Annotated in this window: 13 protein-coding genes, 3 tRNA genes and 1 pseudogene; 12 read left to right on the plus strand and 5 right to left on the minus strand. The window is 35.6% G+C overall.

Features of this window, described 5'->3' with window-relative positions; all coding sequences use genetic code 4:
* Positions 1-24: 24 nt before the first annotated feature.
* Both DHMRE_RS00945 and rpsD read right to left on the minus strand, forming a co-directional pair.
* Positions 25-1,569, minus strand: a complete 1,545-nt coding sequence (locus DHMRE_RS00945; RefSeq protein ID WP_322632521.1) for an ABC transporter ATP-binding protein/permease — start codon at positions 1,567-1,569, stop codon at positions 25-27.
* Positions 1,570-1,603: 34 nt separating this feature from the next.
* Entirely contained in the window at positions 1,604-2,224 is a 621-nt protein-coding gene (rpsD, locus tag DHMRE_RS00950) for a 30S ribosomal protein S4 (RefSeq protein WP_322632522.1), read from the minus strand.
* A gap of 105 nt (positions 2,225-2,329) precedes the next feature.
* On the opposite strand from rpsD, the gene DHMRE_RS00955 reads away from it, so the two are divergent.
* The 9 genes from DHMRE_RS00955 (at position 2,330) to cysS (ending at position 9,558) form a co-directional block, all read left to right on the plus strand.
* Positions 2,330-2,417, plus strand: a tRNA-Ser gene (locus tag DHMRE_RS00955).
* A 144-nt stretch (positions 2,418-2,561) separates the two neighbouring features.
* On the plus strand, positions 2,562-3,446 hold the full coding sequence (locus tag DHMRE_RS00960; protein ID WP_322632523.1) for a zinc metalloprotease HtpX: 885 nt from the start codon (positions 2,562-2,564) through the stop codon (positions 3,444-3,446).
* A gap of 86 nt (positions 3,447-3,532) precedes the next feature.
* Positions 3,533-4,513 (plus strand): phenylalanine--tRNA ligase subunit alpha, encoded by a 981-nt coding sequence (pheS, locus tag DHMRE_RS00965; RefSeq protein ID WP_322632524.1) that lies wholly within the window; start codon positions 3,533-3,535, stop codon positions 4,511-4,513.
* 127 nt (positions 4,514-4,640) lie between these two features.
* The gene (locus DHMRE_RS00970) at positions 4,641-5,087 is read left to right on the plus strand and encodes a hypothetical protein (protein ID WP_322632525.1); all 447 of its coding nucleotides are present in this window, start codon (positions 4,641-4,643) and stop codon (positions 5,085-5,087) included.
* A gap of 20 nt (positions 5,088-5,107) precedes the next feature.
* Positions 5,108-5,197: transfer RNA gene (locus DHMRE_RS00975), tRNA-Ser, on the plus strand.
* A gap of 26 nt (positions 5,198-5,223) precedes the next feature.
* Positions 5,224-5,299, plus strand: a tRNA-Pro gene (locus tag DHMRE_RS00980).
* Between the two features lie 142 nt (positions 5,300-5,441).
* Positions 5,442-6,029: a hypothetical protein gene (locus tag DHMRE_RS00985; protein WP_322632526.1), complete on the plus strand. Its 588-nt coding sequence runs from the start codon at positions 5,442-5,444 to the stop codon at positions 6,027-6,029.
* Positions 6,013-8,106, plus strand: coding sequence for a DnaJ domain-containing protein (locus DHMRE_RS00990; RefSeq protein WP_322632527.1), 2,094 nt, complete (start codon positions 6,013-6,015; stop codon positions 8,104-8,106). The genes DHMRE_RS00985 and DHMRE_RS00990 overlap by 17 nt, the downstream gene beginning before the upstream one ends.
* A 78-nt stretch (positions 8,107-8,184) precedes the next feature.
* Complete coding sequence (gene cysS, locus DHMRE_RS00995; protein ID WP_322632528.1) at positions 8,185-9,558, plus strand: cysteine--tRNA ligase; 1,374 nt, start codon at positions 8,185-8,187, stop codon at positions 9,556-9,558.
* A gap of 38 nt (positions 9,559-9,596) precedes the next feature.
* On the opposite strand, the gene DHMRE_RS01000 is transcribed toward cysS, so the two are convergent.
* The 3 genes and pseudogenes from DHMRE_RS01000 to DHMRE_RS01010 form a co-directional block, all read right to left on the minus strand.
* Positions 9,597-10,469, minus strand: coding sequence for a deoxyribonuclease IV (locus DHMRE_RS01000; protein WP_322632529.1), 873 nt, complete (start codon positions 10,467-10,469; stop codon positions 9,597-9,599).
* A 15-nt stretch (positions 10,470-10,484) separates the two neighbouring features.
* Positions 10,485-11,858 (minus strand): prolyl oligopeptidase family serine peptidase, encoded by a 1,374-nt coding sequence (locus DHMRE_RS01005; RefSeq protein WP_322632530.1) that lies wholly within the window; start codon positions 11,856-11,858, stop codon positions 10,485-10,487.
* Positions 11,859-12,120: 262 nt separating this feature from the next.
* Positions 12,121-14,241 (minus strand): annotated as a pseudogene (locus DHMRE_RS01010) (DEAD/DEAH box helicase); the annotation flags it as partial.
* Positions 14,242-14,560: 319 nt separating this feature from the next.
* On the opposite strand from DHMRE_RS01010, the gene DHMRE_RS01015 reads away from it, so the two are divergent.
* From DHMRE_RS01015 to DHMRE_RS01025, 3 genes are all read left to right on the plus strand, one after another.
* Entirely contained in the window at positions 14,561-17,128 is a 2,568-nt protein-coding gene (locus tag DHMRE_RS01015) for a hypothetical protein (protein WP_322632532.1), read from the plus strand.
* Positions 17,129-17,540: 412 nt separating this feature from the next.
* Entirely contained in the window at positions 17,541-17,774 is a 234-nt protein-coding gene (locus DHMRE_RS01020) for a hypothetical protein (protein WP_322632533.1), read from the plus strand.
* Positions 17,764-19,608 carry a hypothetical protein gene (locus DHMRE_RS01025; RefSeq protein ID WP_322632534.1) on the plus strand — a complete coding sequence of 615 codons (1,845 nt, stop codon included), beginning with the start codon at positions 17,764-17,766 and terminating at the stop codon, positions 19,606-19,608. The genes DHMRE_RS01020 and DHMRE_RS01025 overlap by 11 nt, the downstream gene beginning before the upstream one ends.
* Positions 19,609-19,613 lie beyond the last annotated feature (5 nt).

The following is a 19,613-nucleotide window of genomic DNA, read 5'->3' on the forward strand; positions in this document are numbered from 1 at the left end:
TTTGCTAATAATATATATTTTTGTCTAATGTTTGATATAAATAACTATTTTGTTTTTAACCAACCCCCCAATTATTTTTTTGAATCTTTCTTGATGGTCTTGATCCAACCCATTATCAGCCTCATCGAAGAGGAAGATTTGGGAGTGGGATTTGCGTTGGAGAGTATGGTTAATATTGGTTCATTGTTTTTGACCGGTAGAACCTTCTTCTAGGAGAGTTTCATGAGAGCAATAGGCTATATTATTTTTTCTCCAAGATTGGAGATTAATATCAGTAAGCAAATTATAATTATTACCTTGGTTGTCAGTAATAATTATTTTGCCTTTGTTGGGGGTTAAGAGACCTAAGAGGAGATAGAGGAGAGTACTTTTACCGGAGCCATTTTTACCGGTTAGGTGATTGAGAGTGCCAGGGGTAAAAGTACGACTGTAATTTTTTAAGAGTCATTCTTTTTGTCCGGGATATCTAAAAGAGATATTTTGGCAATCTATAGTTATTATTTTTAAGTTAGTGGGGAATTTTAATTGGGCTAAATTGTCGTTTTTTTGGGGGAGGGAGAGGAAGGTGTTGATGCGGGTGAGGGAGGAGGAGAAGTCAGCGTAGTCTCAAAAGCACTCAAAAATATCCCCAAAGTTTTGAAAAATAAATCAGATTCCCATTAAGTTCCCCTGTGCCACACCAAAATTGATGCTTACCAGAATTAAAAGGTAGGGGAACATTTGTGCCAAGAAGTAATTAGGAACTGTTTTGTTAAGTGCTTTGATCGGATTAAAAGAAAAAAGCAAATTTTCATTTTTTTTACTTATTTTTAATTGCTTGGTGCGATAATGAGATGTCAGGCCCATGCTGTCGATCAAAATAGAATGACTGGTTTCCTTTTCGCGCGCTGCCCATTCTTTCGTCAACTCTTTTTTGTATTTTTTATCATTCCTCAAAACTAATTTAGTAAAAAAATAACTAACAAAATTAAGTAAAATTAATCAAACAAAAGCAAAAGCGGCTTCTTTGACTCCCATTTGACTAAAATCTTCTCATTTTATTCATAATAAAAGAACAATAGTGAGAGCACTATGGTAAATATGATTAGGCAAATGTTCTCAATAACGACCAAATTGTCCCGAATCTAATTCGACCAGAGTGCTAATTTCTTTTTGTCGTGCCTTTCTTTCGGTCAAAGGCAATTGGCGAAATTTTTCCAAGAGTGTATTTTTGACATAATGTCCTCCTTTAATTCTTAATTCTTCCTCCCAGAGACTAGAAAAATAAGAAGTAAACGCAAAGAGGCCAACCAATACTAATCCCCAAAAAACAAGTTGCTTTAAGGTTAAATTAGGAAATAATCCTTGTAATTTTTCTGGTAATAGGAGGGAAAAATTATCACCAGCAAATTTTTTTTCAATAATGTTATTGATGAGAGCAAAGACTATAGTATAAAGTATCGTCCAAACGGTGATAAGTAGAAAATGTCTAAATACTTCTCATTTAAATTTCTTAACTAGGGTTCAAAAACCGATTTTTTTAGGTGGAGATTGGCAAACAGATGGATAATTTGGTGATTTTCTCGGCATAAAGATGTATTAATTATTTTTTTAGCCTATTTGCTTATATCTTTCTACTGTACCATTCCACTACTAATGAAGTATCAATGTCTCTATTTAACTCTTCAGGTTGAGGAACACGTAAATAATTAATAGCCAATTTTTGTTTGTCAAAATTTAGATAGGAGGGAAATTTAATATTCTGTTCTAAATTACTTTTAACCAGTTTATTTTCAGCCATTTTTTCTTTTTTTAGGCTAATAACCTGACCGGGTTCTACTTTAAAAGAGGGGATATTGACTGTTTTTCCGTCAACTAAAAAGTGCCTATGGTTAACTCATTGACGAGCACAACGAAGGGTGCTGGCTAATCCCGAACGAAAAATTATGTTATCCAAGCGTGACTCAGAACTGGTTAACAAATTAACACCAGTATCACCTGCCTTGGACTTAGCCTTTATGTACTCATTTTTTAATTGTTTATTGCGCCAGCCAAAGCCATGCATGAGCCTCTGTTTGGCTTGTAATCGCAACCCATAAGAGGACAATCTTCTCTTTCTTTTCCCACCGTGCATGCCGGGAGAAGTAATTCTCTTTTTGCCCCGACTAAATTCTTTTTTATTTCCTAGTAGGGAAAAATGCAAAGCGCGTGATTTTTTTCACAAGGGACCGAGTAATTTGGACATATATAATATTATTTTTACATTTATACTGTTTATTGTAGGTTTAACATTTTTGTTCCGTGCAGTCTGGCAGCATCAAAGCAAAAAAACTCTAAAATTAAAAAATAAGGAGGTGTGGCCGAGTGGTTTAAGGCGGTAGTCTTGAAAACTATTAATATGTGAGTATTCAAGGGTTCGAATCCCTTCGCCTCCTCCATTTTGGACTTAAAAAAGTAAAGATTAGAGAATATTTTCAATTAGAGGAGACATGAAAAATGTATTTAATTTTAGGGACCATTGGCAGAAACTATCCCCAATCGCATGAGTATCTTTGCTAAGAACTTTGATAAAATAATTGTATATGTCTTGAAAGTGAATTTTTATTACTTTAATTATAGCCATAGTTGCTGTTGTTATTACTTCTCTTTTTTCCTACTATCTTTCAAAATGATTAGCCAAATGAGCGAAAAACGTCAAAAGAATTGATGACCGTAGAGATTTGAATCCCAAACTAAAAGAAATAGTGAGAATAGTGCGGGAAATATCCCGCATTTATAAAATGAAAATGCCCGAAGTGGGTGTTTATCCCTCCCAAGAAATTAATGCGTTTGCTACTGGTCCGGCTGGCAATACTTTGATTGCCTTTTCCAGTAATTTAATTAATACCATGAGCCTCTCCGAAATTAGAGGGGTGGTCGGTCATGAGTTATCTCACCTTATCCATTATGATATTGCTCGGATTTTGGTAGTGCAAGGAATATTTGATGTTCTTCATTTTGTACTTTGCGTTTTAATTGCTTCCTGACTATTTCGACCCAGTGAGGAGGAGAAAAAAACCGGCGAACTTAATATCGTCAAATTTATTTTGAAATGGATATTTTTTGAAATACTTTCTGCTATTATGCGGTTGGGTGGGATTTTGCTGGTTCTGTGATATAACCGCAAACGAGAATTAGCCGCCGACAAAAGAGGGGCTGAAATAGTAGGAATAGACGATATGCTAGCGGCTTTACGGAAACTTTTGGAATTAGAAAATAGGTCTTGAATAGTGGACGGAATTGACTTAACCGAGGACGAAAATACCAAAGCGACCGGTGAGCCAAATTCAGTGTCCTTATTGAAATTCAACCCGGAAAAGAAAAAAAGGGGGCTACTTGAGTTATTCCGAACGCACCCTCGCTTGGAAGAAAGAATTGAGAGATTGGAAAAATTAAAAAAACAGCGAAAACTAATTGGTATTATTTAGAAAAATAGATAACGATATTTTGCCACGGGCTAAAAACAAACACAGATATTTTACACAAAGAGGATATTTTTCAACTGGACGGAGATATGAGAAAAGAAACAGAAGCAAAAACTAAAACACAAGGTTTCCAACAAGAACCTAAAAAAGAAGAAGTGGATATTTACCTCGAAGGAGAAAAACTTCCTTTGGCTAATCTCCACCCGTTAACGCAAATTACTCAAAAAATCTACGACATTTTTTGACGTTTAGGTTATCAAATTGTTGAAAGCCCCGAAATTGAAACAGAGGAAAATAATTTTACTTTGTTAAACATGCCGCCCGGCCATCCTGCTCGGGCCATGCAAGATACTTTCTACCTTAACCACAATTTGCTTTTACGAACACACACCACAACTATTCAGCCTTGAGTAATGAAAAATATACTCAATATTTTGCCTGACAAGGCCAAAAATAGACCTGATATTTTGTCTGAAAAACAGAGTTTTACCATGGGTCAAAAACAAAGTGTTGTCGAAGACCATAAGCCCAAAAATAAACACGGATATTTTCGAATAAGTGATAATATGAAAAAAATTAATGCTGAATTAAAAATCGTCAGTATTGGCAAAGTTTACCGCCGCGACGAGGATGATGCTACCCATACTCATCAATTTACGCAAGTAGACTGTTTTACGGTTGGCAAAAATTTTTCTTTTTCTCATTTAAAGGGAACTTTAGAATTAGTGGTCCAAGAATTACTGGGTAGAGAACAAGCCATTCGCCTTCGTCCTTCTTATTTTCCCTTTACCGAACCGAGCGTGGAAATAGATGCCTGCTGTTTGCTATGCCAGGGTCAAGGCTGCGAAATATGTAAAAAAACCGGTTGGGTAGAAATTGCGGGGGCTGGATTAATTCACCCACAAGTCTTAAAAAATTGCGGTTTTGACCCCCAAAAATTCACTGGATTTGCCTTTGCTTTCGGTTTAGAGCGATTATTAATGCTAAAATACGGCATTGAGGATATTCGTCATTTTTATCTGAATGACATCCGTTTTTTAAGGCAGTTCAGAGGTATAAATTGTCTTTAAAAGAGGATTGAATTTGAAAAAATATCCTGCTATTATTCGTAGTTTAACTAACAATAATCACCATTTCGAAATTTTAATTAAATAATGAGTCACTGCTAAATTGAAAACCACCAAAAAATTAAAATTAATGTCCGAGCAAAACAATCCCTTCCCTACTCGGGAATATGAAAATTGAATTACTTTTTATCTCAATTACTTAAGTCCTTATTTGGCTGAGGATAATTTCCCCCTTTTTCAAAAAAAATGACAATCCTACTGAAAACTTTTTCAATTGTGAAAAGAAAAAAGATTAGAAAATGAGGAAATAAAATCAATAGTTAAAGGGTTGGTAGAAACAAAAAAACCCTTGCCTTGGCTAGTAAAAAAATATGAAAAAAAAGGCACTATTAACGAAAATTTAATAGAAAAAGAATTAAAAAATCTGTGAAATGACGAATTGACTCAAATGGTTAGCACTAACCAACAAAAAGTTCACAATTATCTTTTAGGTCAAATAAGAAAAAAATTTCCGGACTACCCGCCTAAAGAAGTAATTTTAGTTATTGCTAGTTTTTTGAAAGAAAAGAGGGGTTAAAAGAATAAAATTACAATAATGGAGATATACCCAAGTGGCTGAAGGGGGCAGTTTCGAAAACTGTTAGGGAGTAAAAATCCGCGGGGGTTCAAATCCCTCTATCTCCGCCAGAAGTTAAAATAAAAATATATCAGCACGGAATGTGGCCTAGTGGCTAAGGCACCTGGTTTGGGACCAGGGGATCGCGAGTTCAAATCTCGCCGTTCCGACCATTTTGATTTTATAATAATAAATTGTATATATAGTCATATGACAGTAATTTCACAAAAAAAAAAAAAAAAAAACAGTTAGGCATAAAGCAGAAAAATCTTTTCTGACAATCCAGGACTAGTTTGTTAACAAAATTATAATGCCATGGTAAATTGAAAAAATTTTAAAAACTGACTAGAAAAGGAAGTGGTAATTTCCGACGGCTTAAAAGTTAAAATTAGACCGGAAAAACAAGTAATATACGGCGAATTGTCAGAAATTGTTTTGACTAATTTTTGCGATAGTTTGGAGGCTACTTTGGACCAAAATGGGAGTTATCATTTATTTCCTGATTTTGCTAACAAAAAATTTGGAGAATTGTTTGTGCGGCAAAATTGTTGCTTTGGCAAGAGGACTAATCAAAACAAAATAGACAATAACGACTGAGAATTGCTGGAAAAATTATTTGATGATTGAAAGAGAAGCCAAAATAGAACCGAATTGGCATGGTGATATGAAAGAGAATACAAACTAGTTGACGAGTTTCTTGGAAACAGAGGGACTTATTATGTAGATGCCGATGGATATATTTACAATGATTTAGATATAACATTTAGAATAAAACAAAAGGAGGTCGAAGTTAATTGACTAAAAGAAAAACTAAAAAATATTCTCGGCGAGGAGCAATATCAGGCTCGAATTGAGACTAATTACCCAACAAAATTTTTACAAAATCATGACACAAGGAATTAATGGACATTTAAGGTTACATATTTACAAAGTTTTTCGTCTTCCCAACAATGCTTCTAAAGCAGATGTCAAAAAAAGGTACAATAAATTATCCTTGCGGTTTCACCCCGATAAAATCAGTCAGGGAAAGGGTCGAGCGCCTACTCGGGATGAGAAAAATGCTTGAGATGACATCGCAAAGGCCTTTGCGATTTTTAATGATGTAGAGCAAAAAAGAGATTGAGACCAATACGATAACATTATGGATGCAGGTCGCACAGTTTTTCAATGTTTGTGTGATAATTGCATGCGAGTGGTTAGATGTATTGACCGCCATACTGGTTTTGAGTCCAACATCAGTTTACGTTGGTTCTGTACCCAAGCCGGAGCACAGCAGTGAGAAGCCCTTAATGGCTACACGACCGAAACTCATGGCTATGCCGAAGCCGGCGGAGCACCACCACCGCCTCCGCCACCACCACCGCTAGTCACGAGAAATTGTCCGCAGTGCGGTTATGATAAACCCTTTCAGGAGAACGGAAAATGGTGGGTTAATTTAAATAATGGAGACGAACTATTTTGCTCGCACGATTGTTTATACACTTATTGTCGCTCCCATGGAATTAATGCTAAAAAGTGCGCTTATTGTGGCATTGTTAAAACTTGGCGTAATAGTGCCTTGGCATGAGTAAGAGAGAAAGGAGAGATATATTGTGGTGATGAGCATAAAAGAAAAGGACCAATCAGTTCTGGTCTAGGTGGAGGTAGTGGAGGCACAGACCCATATCAAGCCGACCGAGACGCAGCCATCGCGGACATTGACAATGCCCTCAACCAAAATCCCACTATCAATACTAATGAATTAGAAACCACTAACCAAAATTGACGTCACGATATTCAAAATGCGAACGATTTGCCTACTATTACGGCGATTAAAAATCGAGTGTTGGCTGATATTCAAAATAAGAGGCATACTAAACAAGGAGGGGGTGGCGACCCTTTACTCGGTCTCAAAAACACCGCCATCGCTGAAATTGATGGGGAAATGCTAAAAGACCCGGAAATCCAACTTTCTGAATTAGAGGCTGCCAATCAGAATTATGGAGCTGACATTCTGGCCGTCAACAACCCCAACGGTGAAAACCAAATCAACCAAATCAAAGATAGAGTTCTAGCAGATATAAGAACGAAAAGACAAACCAAAACCGGAGGCGGTGGAGGAGGAAACAAAAATCTCGATACTCTCCGGCAGGAAGCCATCAACCAAATTCGGACCGAGTTAAGCCAACAGCCGGCCATTGACGAAAGCCAATTAGCCAATCAGAATTGAGAAGCCGAAATTAACCGAGCGTCTAGCGAAAATGCAATTAACGAAATCCGCGACCAAACTTTAGCCAATATTAGAAGCAAAAGAGCCGCATTAGCAGAAAAAAACCGCTTAAACGACCTCTTGATCCAAGCCCGCCAAGAAGAAAATTGAAATAATTATCAAAATCTGGCTAACATTCTCTCCCAAATCAAAGAATTGCGGTCTTCTAATGGTTATGAGGAAAAAGAATCCGAAATCCAAGCCATTGAAAATAGATTACGGGAACTAAATCCTGATGAATACAAGCAAACGCAAATAAAATTATTAGACCAACAGATAGAAAATAATAATTTAACCGACAGCAATATGGATGAGGAGACGAAGGCCGCTGTTGCGGAGGCCAAGGCCGACCCCACACCGGAAAAAATGGCCTATGCAGAAGAAAAAGTCGCCCAAAATGGAGTCAATAATTCTCTAACTAACCTTTTAACCCAAATCAGGGCGAAAATTAAAAATCTTTCACCGCAAGAAAAACAGGAAGCCATAACCAAGATTCTAGAATTTATTATTTCTGAAAATAAGTATCAAAAACAGGCTTATCAAAAAGAAAAACCACAAGTGGATGCTCTATTAGCTGAATTACGGGGTCAAAAATCCCAAGACAGTACTAATCCTGGGTTGACAAAAGTTCTGGTTCCGATTTTAATAATTGGTTTTCTGGGAATAGTGATAACGGGAGTTCTAATTTGACGAAAAAAGCGACAGCAAAAAAAGTTGCGGCGGCACAATTAGACTATAGTTGCGTGCGGGTATCGGAAGCAAATCTAAATAAAGTGACTTTTGTCGGTCAAAATTAGGTTAATTTAATTAATGGAAAGTGATACTGCTAACGCAAAAAATTTTTTTGTTCTGAAATTATTCAATAGTCGCAAAAAAAAGAGTACTGAATTAATTCTCCAATCCGGTCAAACTCTCAACATATACCTGTGCGGTCCAACCGTTTACGATCACATTCATATTGGCAATTTGCGCCCAGTCATCATTTTTGACATTCTTCACCGCCTTTTGCTACACTTAAATATTAGGGTTAATTATATTCAAAATATTACCGACATTGACGACAAAATAATCATCAAGGCCCAAAAAGAGAAAAAAACCGAGTCTGAAATCAGCCGGCATTATGCAAAATCCTACTGAACTAATTTAATTCGTTATAACATTTTATTTGCTACACGCTGGCCGCGAGTAAGTAATTATATCTCCCAAATCCAAGATTTTATTGGTTTATTAATCAAAAATGGTGCGGCCTACCAGCGAGTTGGTGAAGTATTTTTTCGTATAGAGAAAAATCCCGAGTATGGCAAACTCTCCGGCCAAGTTCTCACTAAATTAAAGGAAGGAACACGTGAAATTACTTCAGCAAATAAGGAAAGCAATCATGATTTCGTACTCTGAAAAAAGACCACAGTCGGAAAAAATTGACCCTCGCCCTGGGGAGCCGGAAGACCTGGTTGACATACCGAATGTGCCGCTTTTATTAATAAACTGTTGCATGGTCAAACACTTGACATTCATGGTGGTGGCAATGATTTATTGTTCCCCCATCACGAAAATGAAAGGATTCAGTATTTAGTTGCCAATGGCCGCGAGTTAAGCCAAACTTGGCTCCATATCGCTCATATCAATTGAGGTCAAGAAAAAATGTCAAAATCGTTGGGTAATGTTATTTCGGCTAAACAATTTTGCCAAAAATATGGGGCTAATGTTCTGAGATATTTAATTTTAAATGCTCAATATAATCAAGTAATTAATTTAAGCGAAGAATTAATTCAACAAGCCACAGATTACATACAAAAAATTAAAAATCTTCTCAAAAAATTGAGGTTTTTTTTGTACATGAATAAGACAAAAATTGTCGTCCAGAATACCACACCCTTACAGCAAGAAATAGTTGCTAATTTACTGAATAATCTCAATACAGTTAAGGTTCTTTTTTTTCTCGAACAAATAATCAATTTTCTTAATAGATTTATCGACCGGAGAGAGAATGACAAGAAAAACTTTTCCGAGACAATTAATAATTTTTACTTCATTCTCGACTTATTAGGGTTTAAATTTACTTTGCCAACTTATAATCTGGAAATTAAACTACTCATTAAGAAATGGCAGGATTGGCGAAACAAGGGTGATTATATTCAGGCTGATAAGGCCAGAAAGCGGTTGCAAGAATTAGATATTATATAAAATAATAATTTTTGCTGATAAATGCAAAGTGGAAACAATTAATTTTTCTCTTTCAAAATTTTAATTTCTTCCACAAAATCTTCGCGGCGGCGGGGTGTTTCTAATATTTTGGGTATTCCATTTAATTTAGGATGTCAAACTATTTTTTTTAAGGCTTTTAAACCAATATTGCCATAACCGATATTTTCGTGGCGGTCAACTTTGGCTCCTAATTCCTGAGCACTGTCGTTAATATGGATAACTCACAACTTTTCCAAACCGATTTTCTGGTCGAATTCCTTAATTACTGCCTCTAGATTATCCTTAATGTCATAACCGGCCGTATACAAATGACAGGTATCTCAACAAATACCCACCCGTCCTTTTTGTTCAACTCGGTCAATAATATATTTCAACTGTTCAAAATTTACTCCGACTTCGCTGCCCCGACCGCACATAGTTTCCAAAACGACACGAACTTGGGAACTTGATTGGAGAACCAAATTGATTCCTTTGGCTACCTGGGATAGAGCTTCATTAATGGGAGCATCGACCGCACTGCCGGGATGAAGAATAAGAGTTTTTAAACCAATTGCTTCCATGCGAGCAACTTCTTTTTTTAGAAATTCCGTCGATCAGTGAAAAATTTCTGCACGCGCAGGATTAGCTAGATTTACCACATATGGTCCATGCACTATCACATTATCAATATCAATGTTATTTTCTGCTAGAATTTGACGAAACTCCGGTATTTTTAACTCAGTTAGGGGCCGACGACGAGTGTTTTGAGGCGCTCCTAAATAAATCATTACGGCATTAGAACCATAACTTAATGCTTCCTTGACTGCCCCTAACAGGTAATTAGGGGCTTTGAAGGGGCAGTGGCGTCCAATTATCAATTTGTAATTATCATTATTTTTACTTGTGGTCATATATTAATATGATGTCTAACGTTTTTTTTTTTTTTTTTTTTTTGCCCTAATTTTAGTAAAAATTATTAAGAACAATATCGCTATAACTGTTCCCCCTAATATTCACGGTCAATATTTAGTTTTATTTTGGTTGGAAATGGAGATTTTCTGTGTCAGACATTTTTCCAGAAATTCGACTATGTCTTCGTCTTTTCAGCCGTGTCCCAAACCCGGTCTAGTTTTGAACTCAACATTATAATCTTTATTTTTCAAAATCTCGTAAGTTTTTTGACCGGTTCACAGGGGAACTCAGCGGTCATGCGAATTATTAATAATAAGTATCGGAGTGTTCTTATTTTTGTCTTGGGCTATTTTTAGTAATTTATCTGGTCGTGGTAAAAGACCACAAAGAGAAATAAATCCACCTAATTTATGCTGGGAAGTAAGGGCCATTGCCAAAGTTAATAAGCCGCCTTGGGAATAACCAGAAATAAAAATTTTTTCTGGTGGGATGCCGCTGGCAATTTCTCTTTCAATAATCTCATTAACATAAGCCATTGCCCGCCTCAATTGCGGATAATCTAAATGGATTGACTGGTCCACTTTCTCGTAATCTACTTGGGAGGGATTGTTTGGGACAACATCATTTTCCATAATTTCCCAAGCATCACCAGTAATATTGATTCAGCCTTTTTCTTGGCCACCTGGGGCTCTTGATGAACCATGTCACATATCGTATTGGAGAGTTGGTGAATGAGGATGAATAATTTTTAGACCCGGAATTTTTTCTACTAATTGGTTCAGAGAACCGGCTCCATAAGTGCCATGGAGAAAAATTAATGTTGAGGCATGCTTTCCTTTTGGCTTGCATTCTCTTGGTTCTCTGATTATGACCGAGTCGCCATTATATAGATAATCTCAATTTGTCCTTAAATCATCAATTATTCCATTAATTTGGGGATTAAAATAAATTATTTGTCCGGTTTCTTCATTGACTAATGTTTCTTTTTTAATTCTCCATTTTTGCCTCGAACCTTTAACATAATTAAAAACAGCATTTATATCTCGTTGGTATTCAACCTCGTCAATTTCATACTCTCAACCAGAAAAAATCATTTTTCTTGGTATAATTTCAATTCTCTCCTTATTTTTCTCGTCATAAATCCAGTCATGAAACTTCTCATAATCAAAATCAACTTCTTCTAAAACTTTATCGTATCTTTCTTTGACAATTTGTTCGGAGGTTTTTTCATGAAAACGAACCAACCCCCGATATGGTTTTTTTAAATGCTCGCGGATTTTGGTTAAATTTTCCTCAATTGCTGTTTCGCTATCTTTAATTCGCACAAAATCTCCACGGCGGGTAATAATTCATTCTCCTGGATTGGCGGTTATTCTCTGTTTTGTCATTTTTCTACTGGTAAGCAATATCTCCCAACCTACTGCTTAATTGTCTAAATCCTTGCTGGAAAGAATTAATGGTCTCTCAAAAAAAGGCTTCTTGGGGTTCTTGGGGCAGATAAGCCCTGACATTAACTAAAGTGCGGATTTTATTTAAAGATTCCAAATATTCCGACCAAAAATTGTCAATTTCTTTCACCAAACGGGCCTTTAAATATTCTTGTTCGATAGACACAATTTCTCCTTTTTTAGCCGAGGACTTTTTTTTGATTATTTTAGTTAGGTCATCTGTCTTTAATAATTTATCACGGTAATTATAAATGAATTGTCTTTGCCGATTAATAAGCAAGTCATAATTAAGGTGATATTGGCGGTTGGAAGCGTGAACATTTCGTAAAGTTTCTTGGGGTTCAGAAATGAGATAATTGAATATTTTGCCACTTAACGGCTTGTGAAAAAGTTCTTTTAATTGTTTTTGGTTGAAAAATTTGCCTACTTGTTCTTTAACCCCAAAATTTTTTAACATTTCATCCTCCAAAGAGACAAAAAATTGACTTTCGCCTGAGTCTCCTTGGCGTCCAGCCCGACCCCGCAACTGGTTATCAGCCCGCCGAGTAGTATTTCTTTCTATTCCTAATACTCCTAGACCTTTTACAAACTTATCAATTACTACTTGAACTTTTTTTGTATATTTTTTGCCTCGCAAATCTCTCAAAAATTCATTAATTTTTTCTCTAACTTTTTTCGTTTCCTCTTTATGCTCTGAACACCATTTTAAAAATTCATTAATTTTTTCTCTAACTTTTTTGGCCTCATCGGTATCGATATCACGAAGTTTTTCAGCCACAAATTTCAAGTTAAATAGGAGAAATTCCAGATCAAGAATGATATCAGTCCCCCGTCCGGCCATATTAGTAGAAATGGTAATGGTGCCAATTTGCCCGGCTTTGGCAATTATTTCGGCTTCTTGCTTATGATTGACTGCGTTAAGTAAATTATGAGGAATATTTTCTTTTTTCAATAGCGAGGATAAATGTTCGGAAACTTCCACGCTTGGAGAACCAATCAAAATGGGTTGACGAACAGTTTTCTGATTTTTTTTGATTAATTTGATGATATAATCATATTTGCTCTTTTTGTCCCAGAAAACTAAATCGTTGCGATCCTGACGGATTAATTTTCGATAAGGAGGGATGGCAATCACTTCCATGCCGTAAACTTGACGAAACTCATCCGCTTCGCTCGCAGCGGTCCCGGTCATGCCGGACAATTTATCAAAGAGGCGGAAAAAATTTTGGTAGGTGATAGTTGCAATGGTTTTGCTTTTGATGCTGACTGGCAAATTCTCTTTGCTCTCAATAGCTTGGTGAATACCAGAACTGTAAACTCGATTTGGCACCAAACGACCAGTCAAGGCGTCAATCAACACTAATTTTTGTTCCTCTCTATCAGCAATATAATCAATGCCCTTGAAGTAAAAATGTTTGACTTTCAGGGCATTATGAAGCAGAAAATTATAACGATGGTTTTTGAAAGCAAAAAGATTATCTATTTGTCAAAATTTATCACATTTTTTGATCCCTTTTTGCGTTAACCAAACCTCTCTTTCTTTTTGGTCGACTTTGTAATCTTTTTTTTCTACTAAAGCATTAGCCAATTTGGTAGCCAATTGGTATTCGGCTGGACTAATGACATTTTCTCCTTGAACCCTTTGGGAAATGATGAGGGGATTAGTACATTCGTCAATAAAAAGCGAATCGATTTCATCAGCGATCGCGTAATAATAGTCCTGTTTTTTTTTGTCCTCAATATTAGTCACTAAATTATTCCGTAAATAATCGAATCCTAATTCGCTGCCGGTAGTATAAATGACCGTGCAATCATTATATAGTCGTTTTTTCTCCTCAGTCGAAATATTAGTCAAATTAACTCCAGAACTAATTTGGAAAAAATCGAGAATAGGTTTAGCAAGACTTCAATCCCTTTGGGCTAAATATTCATTGACTGTAATAACGAAAACCGTTCGTCCCAAGAGAGCATTGAGGCAAATTGGCAAAAAAGCAGTCAAGGTTTTGCCCTCTCCCGTATTCATTTGAGCGATATTACCATAATGAAGTACTATTCCTCCAAATATTTGAGTAGGGAACAGAAAAAGCCCCGTTTTGCGCTTAATAACCTCACGCACCAGAGCAAAAACTGGAACCAGATATTTATCCAAGGACTTTTCACGGCCTTTTTTAGGCATCCGGCGAACTCTTTGCCGATAATAAGCAAACTTTTTCTGTAATTGTTCTTCAGTCAGTAGTTTAGTCTTTTTTCGCAAAGCGATTATCTTATCGCGTAGAGTCGAAAATTTTTTTAAAGTATTTTTTTTTCACAGGTAATAGAACATGTTCTAATATTATATTTTTTAAGGTTTTGAGTATAGCATCATTAATTTAAAAGTGTAGCAAGGATGTCAAAGTGCGTAAAAACAAATATATAGATCAATGAAATTCCTATTAGTAATAAGGAATTAATAATTCTATGTATATTGTGTAATTAATATCAATTGCTTATGGTCGGGACGATATGAGATAGCAAATTAGAATAACCTCGAAATCAATCACTCCTAATTTGCTATAATTTGACGTAATTGCTACAGTAGTGATTGTAAGAAATAATTTTTAAACATATTCAATAATTAAAATAAAACGAGTAAGAATAGCATTATGCCAAAGACGGAAATTGAAACAAGAATAGAAGAACTTTGAAAATTAATTAAAGAACAAGGTTCAGAATCCATAATAGTAGATGGAAAGACATTGACTGAAATGATAGATGGTTTAGTAAGTGAAAATGCCGATTTGAAAAAAAAGATTGAAAAATTGGAAACCGAATCCGAGGGGCAAGCAGCAGCGAGCGAAGTGGTTCCCCCAGCTACTGATGCGGTGACAAAAGAGGAATATGAGTTGCTAAAACAACAAATGGCAGATTTAGAAGATAAAATTGCTAATTTGAAAGTGGGTGGTAATGACATCGATTTGACCAAAGAATTTTCGCCAGAATTATTATCATTAAATCAAACTGACTTAGAACTAGATGAAATAAAACCAGCCATTAGCCCAGAAGCTCTGAATAAAGCCTTAAAACTAGATCCCAAAGGCAAAGGAGTAGCAGAGGATTTTCCTTTTCCTAGTGGTCGAGTAATTCCTAACCAGTATCCACCGCTAACCATGAGAGATTGAATAAATCCTAGTTCTAGCACTTCCAAGTTTAAGGTTAGTGGGACTACTGTAGATAACTCTTTTGATACCGCTAGCCCCGTGCAGGATGAAAGAATTGAAAAAGGAGCAGCCGTAAAATCAGCTCCCACCGGAGGAGGAAAGTCGACTACTCTTTTAAGATGTGGGGCTTTTCGAGGACTGAGTAATGAAGAAGTGGATGCTTTATCCGAAGCCGATCGAGCCAAATTAGGAGTTAGTTTAGTAGTTCCTGAAAAATCCTTGGTGGGTTCGGTTTTAAGCGGTCACAACGACTGGCTATCAGACGAAGCAGCGGCTCTAGACATTATTAAAAAAATGGAGCAGAAAATTGCTAATCAAGAACGGAAAGCAAATGGTGAACTTTATACCGAAGACGACATTGATTATCGAGTAATTAAGTGTCCAATCTGCTATAAAAAACATACTGCTGTTGGTGGCAAACCTTATGAAACGGTCCATAACGGAGCCAGCAATATGATTAATGTCTTCTTCTGAACCGAATTTTTAGATGCTTATGTTAATAATCCGAGCATTATTAAACCATGAGTATATTTTGATGAAGCTCATTTAAAAATACCGGTCATTTATCGGACTTTAATTACCTGTTTGATAGGAGGGCTGGTAGACGGAAAAGAAAAGGAACTACATCGTAATGTCCGAAAAGATCAATTTAGCGTGCTGCTTTTATCAGCCACTTATCCCAAATTACCTACTTCCATACAACTGTCGAGCAAGTATGTCAAGGATTATTACTTAAATGATTTTACTAAAATGGCTGGCCTCAAAGACGAAAAGGACCCATCAAAACCAAGACATCCTAATCTTTTTAAACGAAAATTATTAATCTTTGCTGATAAGCCAGAAAAGGATGAAAAAGGTGTCTCGATTGTCTGAAAGAAGCCAAATAAAGGAGAGAAAAAATTTGACAAAATAGATGTGGAACTATTAGAAAAAGATACGAAAGTCATAATTGCTAATAATGCCTTACGGCCCTATATCACTGATATCATTAAGACCTTGGAGCCTCCATTAATTTTTGTTCTTTCCAGTGCTTATGAGATGGGATTTAGTCTTGGTGATGTTGACTGCGTTACCACGGGGTATATAGTTATAACTATCGTAGTTGAGGAAAATGGCAAATGAGTAGAAAAAGAAATAGAGGTTCCGGCGGAATTTTATAATTGATTACAACAGAGGGGTCGTGTAGGCCGGGATGGAATATATATTGAACCAGTTTGAATGTCAACAACTAAGAAAGCTGAAGTTTATCCTCCTAAAGAATTAAGCAAGGATGTTCCCTCAAAACTGTTAGTAGCGGAGTTTGAAAAAAAGGGCGGTGTGGCAGCCATTGATAAAAATGTGATTAAAAAAATAGTTGACTTTTACAACCAAGACAAGCCTGTTCCTGAGTTGAGCCAAGATGAAGGCGGCAGATACCTTCACATTATGCTAATTAAAGATTTAAAAAGTAAATTAAGCCCCACTAAACTTTTTAATGTAACCAAAGAGGAAAAAGAGAAAGTGGCAGAAAAAAAGAAGTCTTTGCTGGCCAAGGCTGCAAAAACCAAAGATCCTGAAACGAAAAAGAAAATTACTGCTGCCGCCAATGCTCTAAAAGCTAGGGAGGCGGGAGAATATATTTTTGAAAGTGAAATGCTGAAGTATTTTCAAGAGGATAAATTGGAAAAAGTCTTAAAAGAAGCAACTAATGACAAATTAAAAAAGTGAAGACAAAACGAGAAAGATGAATATATATTTGACGCTACTGAGGATGCTGATGCAGCGATGTGCGGGTTTTTGTTAGGTTGTCGAGATAAAACTAAATATGAAGTCAAAGTAACGCAAAATTCCAAAGGAGAAAATGTCAAGTTATCAATTAAATTCAAACCTTACAAAAAAATCAAAGAAGGAACCCAAGCACAATTGCGGACATTAGAAGTGCCCAATGAAGTGGTTTACGAAAAAGAAACAGAAGAAGTTTATCGCGAAGCCTTGTTTGAAATTCCTCCAAAAGGTTCTGATGGTTGATGATAAAAGTTCAATTAACAAAAAAACGAGAGGGGATGGTTTCCCCTCTGTTTGATAAGATTCGAAAAAAAAGTTGATGATAAAGAAACAAAGGTCAAAGGTGAGGTAAGAGTTGAAAAATTAACCAGTTTAGAAAATAGAGTTGAATTAAAAACATAATTTTAATAAGTAAATGACAGAATCCGGGAAAAAACCAGGATCATCATTAGCAAAATGATAACTGATAAACAAAAAAATAAAATAAATCCTAAAATGAAACATATATAGAAGATACAATTCCTATAAATAAGGAATTAGGATTTTATATATATAGAGTAAAGTAAGTTAATTAACTCAAAAGAGTTTGATTACACCTAAAAAGTAGAATTAAATTTTAAGTCTAAACATATATTAAAGACATAAATATAAATAAAAGAATATGGTAACAAAAACAGAATTGCATCAAGCAAGAAAAAATTTATTAGATGCGGGGGCTTCCCTTGTTTTTCAAGGCGAGGGAGTGCTACATGTTGATTATCTTGGTAGCAAAAGCCCATATGACAACACAGACACCGAACTAGCACTATTAAAAAAAATATTGAGTATTTGAAAGAATAATACTTACAATGTTGACAATATTAAAAAAGTAAAAATTAGAAACTATGACAATTAACTGAAAAATAAAATTAACCAATAATAAATCCTCTTATTATGGTAGAACGGATGGGACAATAGTAGACGATTTGGATGTTATTTCTCAAAAGCTAGGAGTTAGTAAAGATAAATGTGCTGATACAATTACTAATATTAGAGTAGTAAAAGTAGTTGTTGATGGAGCAGGAGCAATCGACAGAGTTAAGTTTACTTATTTAGTTGAGACCAAAGATAAATCGCTTGAAATTGAAGGAAATCAACATGGAAATCCAAATGGAGGGGGAACAACCTACGAGTTTAAAAATGATTTATGACTTTTAAATGTTAAAGGAACTTGGGGAAATAATAGTTCAGGGCAGACATTATTTAACCGATTAGATTTTTGGGGTTGAAATGTTAAAAATAATACTCTTTGAACGGATGGTGCTGGAAACAAAGAGAGCAAAGGTAGCACTTGTGAACTTTTTTCCCCTGCTTGTTTTTTTTCAAGGACAGCAGGCCCAGAGACTAACACATGAAAGGTCACCTTATTAGGCGCTATTGGGTGCTATTGAGGAGAAATATCTGATGGTAATGTTCCAAAATTACAGGCTGAAAAAGCAACATCAGAACAAAAATGAACAGAATGAGCAAATTGGGGTAATAGTTTAACTAATGTTTGAATTAAGTATGATACTTTGAAAAAGTTTGGAGACGATATAACTGTCGCCAGACTAACCCAAGTCGCCGATGCTTTAACCCAATTAGAAAAAGATAAAACCAACCTTAATTCCCAAATAACCACCTTAACAACAGATAAACAAAAACTACAAACTGATTTAACTAATTCCCAGACTAATAATACCAAATTAACTGCTGATAATCAAGCCAAGGATACCACTATTTCAGACCTTAATCATACCATTAAGGACTTACAGAAAATAGTTGATGATAATAAAGATTTGCCCGACAAAATAAAAGACTTAAATAAACAATTATCCGATAAGGATACTGAACTTGGTAAAAGGAATGATACAATAAATACTCTAACTAATGAAAAAACCAAGGCAGAACAAGAACGAGATACTACCAAAGGGGAATTAAAAAAATATACTGATGTTTTTCCTAATAAAACCCCCGAACAACTAAAAGCCGATATTGAAACATTAAATAAACGACCAAATATTACCCAAGAGGAATATAATAAGATACTTAATAACCAAGAAAAACACACACCTGACCAATTGGAGAAGCACACCGAGACAGATTTAAAGCCCGCAGACTATGAGACAATTAAAACCGATTTGAATAAATGACTTGGGGCTTTTCCGGCAAATAAATACTCAGAGGGAGCGGAAGATGTAAGTCAAGCATTAACCGCAGCTGAGGCCAAAGTAACGAAATTAAAGTCTGATAAGGAAGAACTTATGAAAATTGTGCGACAAAATATTCGCAAAGAATTGACCCTGTTTTTCCAAGCAATGGAAATCTCCAGCAGTCTCATTGGTAAAAGATTTAAAAGTGATGAAGTTTGGAAAAAAACATATGGAACCAATTTTGACTATGAAGATATTGTTGATGAAAAATTAACCTTAGAAAATAGAGAAAGTATGAAAATGGCCTTTAAAGTGGTGGCCTGTATTTGTGCTACCGAAAAAGCTGAAGAATTAAAAGCACAATTAAAAAAAATTGACGCTAAATTAAAAAAGAGGATTGACAACATTAATGAGAATTGAAAAGTAGTAGAAAACTACACTCAAATAGATGCTAAAGATAATCCTTTCTATCTAAATGTTATTAACGAACGACAAAAATATAAAACCAAAGCAGAAAACTTAATGAATGAAGCCCTACAAGTCCAACCTGATAAATAATAAAT

Source organism: endosymbiont DhMRE of Dentiscutata heterogama (genome assembly GCF_002888635.2).
In the GTDB taxonomy this organism is placed as follows: domain Bacteria; phylum Bacillota_I; class Bacilli_A; order Mycoplasmatales; family CGIF01; genus CGIF01.